The sequence below is a fragment of the Micromonospora yasonensis genome (genome assembly GCF_026013475.1).
GTDB lineage: Bacteria > Actinomycetota > Actinomycetes > Mycobacteriales > Micromonosporaceae > Micromonospora > Micromonospora yasonensis.
On record NZ_JAPDPH010000281.1, the window covers coordinates 1 to 8,078 of the forward strand.

At 70.3% G+C, this 8,078-nt stretch carries 9 protein-coding genes and 1 pseudogene; 3 read left to right on the top strand and 7 right to left on the bottom strand.

Going from position 1 to position 8,078, the window contains the following annotated elements; translation table 11 throughout:
* Positions 1 to 363: pseudogene (locus tag ONA70_RS32680) on the top strand (tetratricopeptide repeat protein); the annotation flags it as partial.
* Between the two features lie 247 nt (positions 364 to 610).
* Here ONA70_RS32680 and ONA70_RS32685 read toward each other — a convergent pair.
* Positions 611 to 997, bottom strand: coding sequence for a hypothetical protein (locus tag ONA70_RS32685; protein ID WP_265010348.1), 387 nt, complete (start codon positions 995 to 997; stop codon positions 611 to 613).
* A gap of 284 nt (positions 998 to 1,281) precedes the next feature.
* Between ONA70_RS32685 and ONA70_RS32690 the strand changes: the two genes are divergently transcribed.
* The gene (locus tag ONA70_RS32690; RefSeq protein WP_265010349.1) at positions 1,282 to 1,944 is read left to right on the top strand and encodes a hypothetical protein; all 663 of its coding nucleotides are present in this window, start codon (positions 1,282 to 1,284) and stop codon (positions 1,942 to 1,944) included.
* A gap of 405 nt (positions 1,945 to 2,349) precedes the next feature.
* Here ONA70_RS32690 and ONA70_RS32695 read toward each other — a convergent pair whose 3' ends face one another.
* From ONA70_RS32695 to ONA70_RS32715, 5 genes are read right to left on the bottom strand one after another with little or no spacing between them, the layout of a single operon-like run.
* Positions 2,350 to 3,006, bottom strand: coding sequence for a phosphonatase-like hydrolase (locus tag ONA70_RS32695; RefSeq protein WP_265010350.1), 657 nt, complete (start codon positions 3,004 to 3,006; stop codon positions 2,350 to 2,352).
* A complete protein-coding gene (gene phnE, locus ONA70_RS32700; protein ID WP_265010351.1) occupies positions 3,003 to 3,839 on the bottom strand; it encodes a phosphonate ABC transporter, permease protein PhnE in 837 nt (278 codons plus the stop codon). Before phnE ends, ONA70_RS32695 begins: the two co-directional genes overlap by 4 nt.
* Positions 3,836 to 4,549 (bottom strand): phosphonate ABC transporter ATP-binding protein, encoded by a 714-nt coding sequence (locus ONA70_RS32705; RefSeq protein ID WP_265010352.1) that lies wholly within the window; start codon positions 4,547 to 4,549, stop codon positions 3,836 to 3,838. Before ONA70_RS32705 ends, phnE begins: the two co-directional genes overlap by 4 nt.
* Positions 4,549 to 5,460 carry a phosphate/phosphite/phosphonate ABC transporter substrate-binding protein gene (locus ONA70_RS32710; RefSeq protein WP_265010353.1) on the bottom strand — a complete coding sequence of 304 codons (912 nt, stop codon included), beginning with the start codon at positions 5,458 to 5,460 and terminating at the stop codon, positions 4,549 to 4,551. Before ONA70_RS32710 ends, ONA70_RS32705 begins: the two co-directional genes overlap by 1 nt.
* An 18-nt stretch (positions 5,461 to 5,478) precedes the next feature.
* Complete coding sequence (locus tag ONA70_RS32715) at positions 5,479 to 6,591, bottom strand: TIGR03364 family FAD-dependent oxidoreductase (protein ID WP_265010354.1); 1,113 nt, start codon at positions 6,589 to 6,591, stop codon at positions 5,479 to 5,481.
* 124 nt (positions 6,592 to 6,715) lie between these two features.
* Here ONA70_RS32715 and ONA70_RS32720 point away from each other — a divergent pair, with 124 nt between their 5' ends.
* Positions 6,716 to 7,453, top strand: coding sequence for a GntR family transcriptional regulator (locus tag ONA70_RS32720; RefSeq protein WP_265010355.1), 738 nt, complete (start codon positions 6,716 to 6,718; stop codon positions 7,451 to 7,453).
* A 36-nt stretch (positions 7,454 to 7,489) separates the two neighbouring features.
* Here ONA70_RS32720 and ONA70_RS32725 read toward each other — a convergent pair whose 3' ends face one another.
* Positions 7,490 to 8,002 carry a zinc-binding dehydrogenase gene (locus ONA70_RS32725; protein ID WP_265010356.1) on the bottom strand — a complete coding sequence of 171 codons (513 nt, stop codon included), beginning with the start codon at positions 8,000 to 8,002 and terminating at the stop codon, positions 7,490 to 7,492.
* Positions 8,003 to 8,078: the final 76 nt, after the last annotated feature.

The following is an 8,078-nucleotide window of genomic DNA, read 5'->3' on the forward strand; positions in this document are numbered from 1 at the left end:
AGACGACAAATGCTGATCGAGCTTGCCTACGGTGTCGAAGACTGGATTACCGAAGCCGCGCTCTATGCGCTGGTCACAGCGGCCTGGGTGGACCCAGCGTGCCGCTCGGACGTCGCCGGGTTGGTGGAGACCAGATATCGGATGATGCGTGAGGCGGCCAAGACCAGACCGCTCACGATTGGCGTCTCGGTGGCACAGCTGGTTTACATAACCCCAGGAATGCCAAGCGAAACCCTTCACCATGCAGCGGATCTGACCGCTGCATTCCAGGAGTGGCCAGGCAATGGCAGCGCCGCGCTTGGCGGATCACCTGCGCCACCGCCGCGGCGAAGGTCGCTGTTGGACAGGCTTCGTCGCCGCTGAGCGGGACCTTCACCCCGAAGTCCATTCACGCTGTTCGAGAGTCGCTTGTCGTTGGCTTGGTCTGGTTGAGATAGTTGCGGCGAGCACATAAACAGATCGTTCCCGACAGCGGTTGAGGTTGCGCGCCCCGCTGCCAGTCAAGGTCGACGGGCTCGACGTCGTCGCCCTCCGGTGCCCAGTCGCCTGCTGCCGCATAGATCACCCGTCGAGTGTCGGCCGATCGGATCACCGCCGGCCAGCACCTGGGTCAGGGGTTGAGGTCGGCCCACTGCGCCTGCGTCAGCAGGCCCCCATGCGCCAGCCGGTGGGTGATCTCGGACTTCGTGGCCGCGTCCAGCGTCTCGGGCAGGTCCTCGAACGAGGCAGGCAGGACATCCAGCAGGGAAAAGACCTGCTGGCCGTCTCGCATCGTCAACAACAGCATGCACCGCCAGTGCGGCGAAAACTCAGGGTGATGCGCGGCCCGGTGGACCAGCACCGGCCGCAGATAGTGCACCGCTTCGGGATCGGCGAATTCCACCAGCCATCCGGCACCGTGATTGCGGTTCAGCCCGCACTCGATCGCCTCCGCGTCGAGCCGGAGCAACTTCGACGTGTCGACCGCCTTGACCGTACGTGGAACACCGGAGCTCACCGCACGAGTCTCCCATCCGAGACGAGCCCGTCCAACGCGCCGACGCCCGCCCGCTTCACCGCAGACGACTTGAAGGGCGCTTCACGTCGCCCCGTCTCAGCAGCACAGATGTGGCATGAGCGCGGCGCCCGCTGCGGCGCATGGCCGTCGACGGTTCCGGCTTCGCCGAATAGTCGTGGACCTGTAACGACCTCTTCGTGCCCGTGACCAATGCTCTGAGTCATGGCTACCGATGTGCTGACTCCAACGCTCCCAGACGACGTGTTCGAACATGAGGGGTTGTGGTGGCGTGCCAAGAAGGGTGCGACGTCGACGTTCGGGAGAGCGTCGCCGCCCGCGCGCTGTTCCTCGACTTGCACCGGGACGAGTTCTGGAACCCATGGCGCATGGAGGAAGAGGCCGCAGGCCTCGAACGCGCCGAGCAGATCATGGGCGAATGGGAACGCGCCGAGCCGGGCTTCAAGCGCAAGACGAAGCGTCAACTCGACGCCGAAGTGGCCCGCTGGGAACGCGACTGGGAGAAGAAGCGCATCAAAAGCGAGGCACTCCGTCAGAAGAACCTCGAACGCTACGACGCCGAACGTGAACAGGCTCGGCTCGAGTTGCTGGAGCAGCGGTGCATCCTGGCTCACCGAACGACTGAGGTTGCCAAGCTCCGAAGTGCTGAGTCCTACCCGGCCATGGATCCCGCTCGCCGGACCAATCAAGTGGCGCAGCTCGATGAGCAGATCGTCCGGCACAAGGCCGCGGTCGAACGCCTGACTCCCATCGTGGGCGATCCGGAGGACGTCCCCGACCAGCACGGCTACCTCCCGCGCGACCGTCGCCACTCGACGCTGTACATCTACCGCGAGCGCCGGATCCAGGAAGTGCGCGAGCTCCGCGCCAAGCTCCCCGAGTTGGAGGCGCAGATCAAGGACACAGAAGACAAGGCCGAGCGCTCCTAGCTCCGCGCTCAACGTGACGTCAAGAAGTGGCACCTCGACAAGTTGCTGGCGGTGCCACGCCTGGAAGCCGAGGACATGTGCGACCCGGACACGCTGACCCCAGCGGAGGTCGCCCAGTTCCGCACCAACATGAGCCAGCTAGAAATCGATCCGCAACGGCTGGCTCACCGCCGGCGTCCGATCACCTTCATCGACCTGGTCCACGGCGGGCGCACCTACGCCAACCTGTTCCTCCTGCTGCGCCGGTGGATCGCCGAGGAGCACGCACGACGGTCTCCCTCGTGCGCGGCCCGTGGGAGGCCCGAGGACGCACCGGTCGCCCGGGTCAGGTGGCGGACCAGGTCACCACCGCAGCGACGCTGCGCGCGCCACCCACCGGCCCACTATCGTCCTCCACCCTCCGCACTACTCGAGGCCGATCAGCCGGGGCAGGTCGGCCAGGCTGTCAATGACGTGGGTAGGCCCTTCCCGTTCGAGTTCGGCGCGCGTCTGCGCGCCGCTGAGCACGGCGATGACGAATGCCGCTCCGGCGGCGCGTCCAGCGCGGACGTCCAGCGCGGTGTCGCCCGCGGCGAGGACCGCCTTCGGCGTCTGCACTCCGGTCAGCGTCATCGCTCGGTGGATCATGTCGGGTTGCGGGCGGCCGGCGGGTACGTCGGCGGCGCAGACGACCGCGTCCAGGTGTTCCCCCACGCGCCAGCCGACCGCGTCGAGCAGCGGGTCGGTGACGGTGTGGTCGAAGCCGGTGGTGAGTGCCACGCGTACTCCGGCTGCGCGAAGCACGGCGACGGCCTCGGGGACGCCGGGGATCGGCGTGGGTGGGTCGGCGGTGTACGCCGCGTTGAGCCTTTCGACGAACCGGGCGTGCAGCTTCTCGGTGGCGTCCGGGTCGCCGGTGAGCGCGGCGAGGGCGGCCCGCTTGTCGGCGCCCATCCAGTGCCGCAGGTCCGCGTCCGAGGCGGGCCTGCGATGCTCGGCGACCACCTCGGCGAGCACGCGGTACACCGTCCCGCGTTCCTCGATGGTGGTGCCGGCGATGTCGAGGGCGGCCAACCGAATCATGCGCTACTCCCAAGGCGGCGACGGACGATCGCGGACACCCGGTCCACGACGACGATGAGGACCAGGACCACCAGGATGTGGGTGAGCATCTGGTCGAACTGGAACAACTGGATGGACTGGTTGATCAGGAAGCCGATGCCACCCGCGCCGACCAGGCCGAGCACCAGCGAGGACCGCACGTTGACGTCGAAGCGGTAGAGCAGGAGGCCGATCAGTTGCGGGGTCACCGAGGGCAGCAGCGCGTGGCTGGCCACCTGGAGCCTGCCGGCGCCGGCCGACCGCAGTGCCTGCGCCGGCGCCGGGTCGGCGTCCTCCAGGGTCTCGGCCCACAGCTTGCCCATCACGCCGACGTTGTGGCAGACCAGCGCCAGCACGCCGGGAAACGGCCCGAGCCCGACGGCGGTCACGAAGATCAGCGCGAACACCACGTCGGGCACTGCCCGGAGAAACGACAGCAGTCCGCGTGCCGCCTGGTAGATCCCCGGGGCCGGCGTCGTCGCCCGCGCGGCGAGCAGGGCCAGCGCCAACGATGCCGGGATCGAGAGCGTGGTGCCCAGCAGCCCGATCCAGAGCGTGACGAGCGCGCCGGCGACGCTGTCCGCGAGCACCTGCGGGGACAGGTCGGGTGGGATCGCCTCGGCGAGGAAGCGGGCCATGCCCTGCCAGCCGGCGACCAGGTTGCCGAGGGAGATCTCGGTGGCGCTCCAGGCCATCAGGTGCGCGCCGACGACCAGGCCGGCGGCCACCCACCCGAGCAGCGCCGCTCGCGGCCGGCGGGGCTTCGGTGGCACCGCGAGCCGCGGGGCCTCCGAGGCGACGGTGGGGAGGGTCATGGCACCTCCTGGAGGGCACGGCTCGGGTAGAGGGAGTCGACCGGCTGTCCGGGATCGCCGTCGAGGACGATGCGGCCGTCGCGCAGCCCGACGAGCCGGTTGGCGTACCGGCGGGCCAGGTCGGGCTGGTGCAGCACGGCAAGCACGGCGAGGTTCTCGGCGTGGGCGAGTTCGGCCAGCAGGGCGAGCACCTGCTCGGCGGCGGCCGGGTCCAGCGCGGAGACCGGCTCGTCGGCGAGGATGACCGGCGCGCGCTGGTGCAGGGCCCGGGCGATCGCGACCCGCTGCTGCTGCCCGCCCGAGAGAGTGCCGGCGCGATCGTGCGCCCGGTGGGCCAGCCCGACCCGGTCCAGGCACGCCATGGCCTCCTCGCGAACCGCCCGGGGAAACAGCGCCGGCACCAGCGACCGTCGCAGCGGCAGCCGGCCGAGTGCACCGGCGCACACGTTGTCCAGCACGCTGCGCCGGCGCACCAGGTGTATCTGTTGGAAGATCAGTGCGATGTCGAGATTCCGGCGGGTCCGTCCGTCGACGGTGACGGTGCCGGCGGTGGTGGGTGCGAGGCCGGCGGCAGCGCGCAGCAGGGTCGACTTGCCTGAGCCGTTGGCGCCGAGCACGGCGAGCAACTCGCCGGCGGCAACCGTGACGTCGATGCCGTGCAGGACATCCCGGTCGCCGTAGCGGACCGCGATGTCGGTCAGGGCGAGCATCAGACGTCCTTCTCCGTCAGACCCAGCGCGGTGGCCAGGTCGAACAGCGGCTGGTAGGTAGACTGGTCGACGGCGACCAGCGGCCCGGGCGGGGTGACGTCGAGCAGCGCGCCGATCTGTCCGACCGCGGCGGGATCAAGCTTGAGCAGCGCCTCCTTGAGTGCGTTCTTGAACGCCGGGTCCATGTCGCCGCGCACCGTGATCGGGTCGTTCGGGATCGGTGCGGAGGTCCAGACCTGGCGGAACTTCGCCCGGTCGAAGGTGCCCGAGGCGGTGGCGCTGGCCAGCTGCTGCGAATTGATCTCGGCGGCGTCGACCTTGCCGTTGGCCAAGGCGAGCAGGGCCTGCGGGTGCCCGCCGGCGTACGTGATCTTCACGCTCCTCTGCTCGACGCCCGCGTCGTTGAGCGCCTTGCGTGGTAGGGCGTCACCCGAGGTCGAGCCCACCGAGGACAGCGCCAGCGACCGGCCCCGCAGCTGTTCGACGCTGGTGATGTCCGAGTCCTTCGGCACCCAGATCCCGGCGGTGTAGGTGGACAGCGTGCCGTTCGCGTCAGCGAAGGATGCGACCGCCTCCGCGCCGGCCCGCTTGTACGCGAAGACATAGCCGAGCGGGCCGAACATCCCGACGTCCAGCTTGCCGTTCTGCATGGCCAGCACCTCGGCCGAGTAGTCCTGGGTGACCTGGATCTTGACCGGGCAGTCGAGCGACTTCTCCAGCGCCTCGCCCAGCACGGTTACCGCGGGCGTGAGCTTGGCCGGATCCTCGAACGGCTCGACCCCGAAGCGGATCTCCCCTTCGCGGCAGGTGGCCGAGGAGCTTTCGGCTCCGCCGCCACCGCATGCGGCGAGCGCCGCCGTGGCGAGCAACGCGACGACGAGGGAAAGCGAAAGGGAACGACGGTCACGCATGATGACTCCAAGGTCAGGTCAGAGGGAATCGAGTACGACGGGCGCGAGGCCGAAGGCAGTGGTCATGCCGATGCCCGAGGTCACGGCGACCGCCATGACTCCCGGAGCGACCGGAACACGAAGGAACTCGCCGTCCGCGCTGGCGTAGACGCCCCGCCAGCGGCGCACGACGGCCAGACGCGGGCCGAGCAGGGCACGCGTCTCGGCGAGCAGCAGCTCGTCGAGCGCCTCCTCGGACCACGGCTCGTGGGTACGGGCGTACGTGTGGGTGTCGCCGACGACGAGATCACCGTTGGGCAACTGGGTGAGCATGTGGTTGACGTCGGCGCCGAGCAGGTCGGGACGCTCGTCGGTCCAGCGGCGGCGCAGCGCGGCGGCGCCGGCGGTGCCGGACAGTGCCGGGTAGCGCAGCATGGAACTGCCGGTGAGGATGGCCGGATCGACCCGCAGGCCCGGTGCGCGCACCTGGAGCATCTGAAGCACACAGCGGCGGACGCCCGCGCGGTCGGCTATGTCGGGCAGCAGCCGGTCGAGGTTGTGCCCGGCGCAGACCACGACCCGCCGGGCAGCCAGATCACCACGTCCGGTGCGGACCAGGCCCTCCTCGACCCCGAGCACCGGGGTGGACCACAGCATCCGCACCCCCGGCTGGGCGGCGAGCCACGCGGCCAGGGCACTCGCCGCCCGCCGCTGGTCGACCCGCAGGTCGTGGGGGAGGAAGGCGCCGCCGAGCAGCCCGTCCACGGCGACCGGCACCCGAGCGGCGAGTTGACCCGGGCTGAGCAGGACGACCTCGTCCGTGCCACGTTCGGCGGCGAGCTCCTCGAGCGCGTCCATCTCCTCGGACGCCCGGGCCACCACGACGGTGCCGCACTCGGTGACCGAGAAGCCGGCCGCCGTTCCCATCCGCAGCCAGGTGCCGCGGGAGCGCCGCGCGTACCGGAGAGCCTCGCCGGCTTGCGCGGTGACACACACGTGCCCGAAGTTTCGGACCGAGGCGCCGACCGCCCGCTCGTCGCGGTCTACGACGGTCACGGACAGACCACGCGCGACCGCTTCGACGGCGTGCGCGAGACCGACGACGCCGGCGCCGACGACGACCAGATCTACCGGGCTACGGGAGACGTTCACGGCAGCCACGCTGGCAGGTCGCCCACTTGCGGTCAATGACTTGTATATACAAGTCATCAGCTGTTCACCTCGGGGGGACCGGCGCTTAAGGGGCGCTGGTCGGTCACTTGTATAGTCCATTACCGTGACGACTCCCCTACACCGGACGGTCGCGGCGGAGCTACGGCGCCGGATTCGCAGTGGAGAGCTGGCAATCGGCGCGTCGCTGCCCTCCGAGGCCGAGCTGTGCCGGGAGTTCTCGGCGTCGCGCGGCCCGGTCCGGCAGGCCCTCGCCACGCTGCGCGAGGAGGGTCTGATCAGCGCCGGGCAGGGCAAGCGCCCGGTGGTGCTGGACGCGGTGCCGGCCCAGCCGTTCGAGTCGTTCCTGTCCTTCACCCTGCGTGCCGAACTCACTGGCTACACACCGGGACAACGCCTCCAGGAGATAGCCCTCCGCCGACCCGAGCCGTCGGTGGCCGCCGCACTGCACCTGGAGCCCGACACCCTTACCGTGCAACTGCTCCGGCTCCGGCTGCTTGACGAGCAACCGGCCATGCTCGAACGCATGACCTATGTGGAGGCGGTGGGCCGTTCGCTGCTGGATGCCGACCTCAACGCCGGCTCCATCTACGCGTACCTGCTCGCACGGGGGGTGGATCTGCACGCCGCGCGGCACACCTTCGACGCGGTGGCCGCGGACACCACCGACGCGGAGCTGCTCGGCGTACCCGTCGGTGCGCCTCTGCTGCGCGAACGCCGGCTGACCACCGACTCGTCAGGAACCCCGATCGAGTGGTCCGACGACCGCTACCGGCCCGACGTCGCGACCGTCACCATGACGAACACCCGCAGTTCCAACGCCGCCCGCGCCGCGGTCGCCTGACGGCCGGGGCGGATCGCCAGCGGCGGTCCCGGGAACTCAGGCCCGGGGCAGGACGGCCTGCCGGGGCGCCGCCCCGGTGTGCGCAGCGTCGAACGCCTCGTCCAGGCGCTCCAGCGGGTACCCGCCCTCGACAAGCTCGGGGAACGGGTAGCGGGAGTGGCAGGCCGCCAGGAACTCCACCGCACACCGCAGGTCGGCGGCCCGGTAGTTGTGCACACCGGTGACCGTGAGCAGGCCACGCACCACTCGCTCCGGATCCAGGGCGACAGCTGGGCCGGGCGACACCGAACCGGCGAGCACCAGCGTGCCGCCAACGGTCAGCGAGTCGAGCGCGGCCCGCACCGCCGCCGGCACGCCGGACAGCTCAAGCGCGACATCGACGTCCGCGAACGCCTTCTCCCCCGCCGACACCTCGGCGGCGCCGAACCGCAGCGCCATCTCGCGGCGGGCGGGCACCGGGTCGACCGCGGTGACGTGTGCACCCTTCTCGGCGAGCATCGCCACCGCGGTGAGGCCGAGCATTCCCGCACCGGTCACCAGCGCCCTCATGCCCGGCCCGATCCGTCCGCCCGCCGCGACGACCGCAGCGACAGTGGCACGACAACGGCGCGGTCATCCAGATCGC

Coding starts and splice junctions, on each gene's coding strand:
- ONA70_RS32725 (WP_265010356.1), bottom strand. CDS start 8,002: ATGAGGGCGCTGGTGACCGGTGCGGGAATGCTCGGCCTCACCGCGGTG.
- ONA70_RS32695 (WP_265010350.1), bottom strand. CDS start 3,006: ATGATTCGGTTGGCCGCCCTCGACATCGCCGGCACCACCATCGAGGAA.
- ONA70_RS32705 (WP_265010352.1), bottom strand. CDS start 4,549: ATGCTCGCCCTGACCGACATCGCGGTCCGCTACGGCGACCGGGATGTC.
- phnE (WP_265010351.1), bottom strand. CDS start 3,839: ATGACCCTCCCCACCGTCGCCTCGGAGGCCCCGCGGCTCGCGGTGCCA.
- ONA70_RS32710 (WP_265010353.1), bottom strand. CDS start 5,460: ATGCGTGACCGTCGTTCCCTTTCGCTTTCCCTCGTCGTCGCGTTGCTC.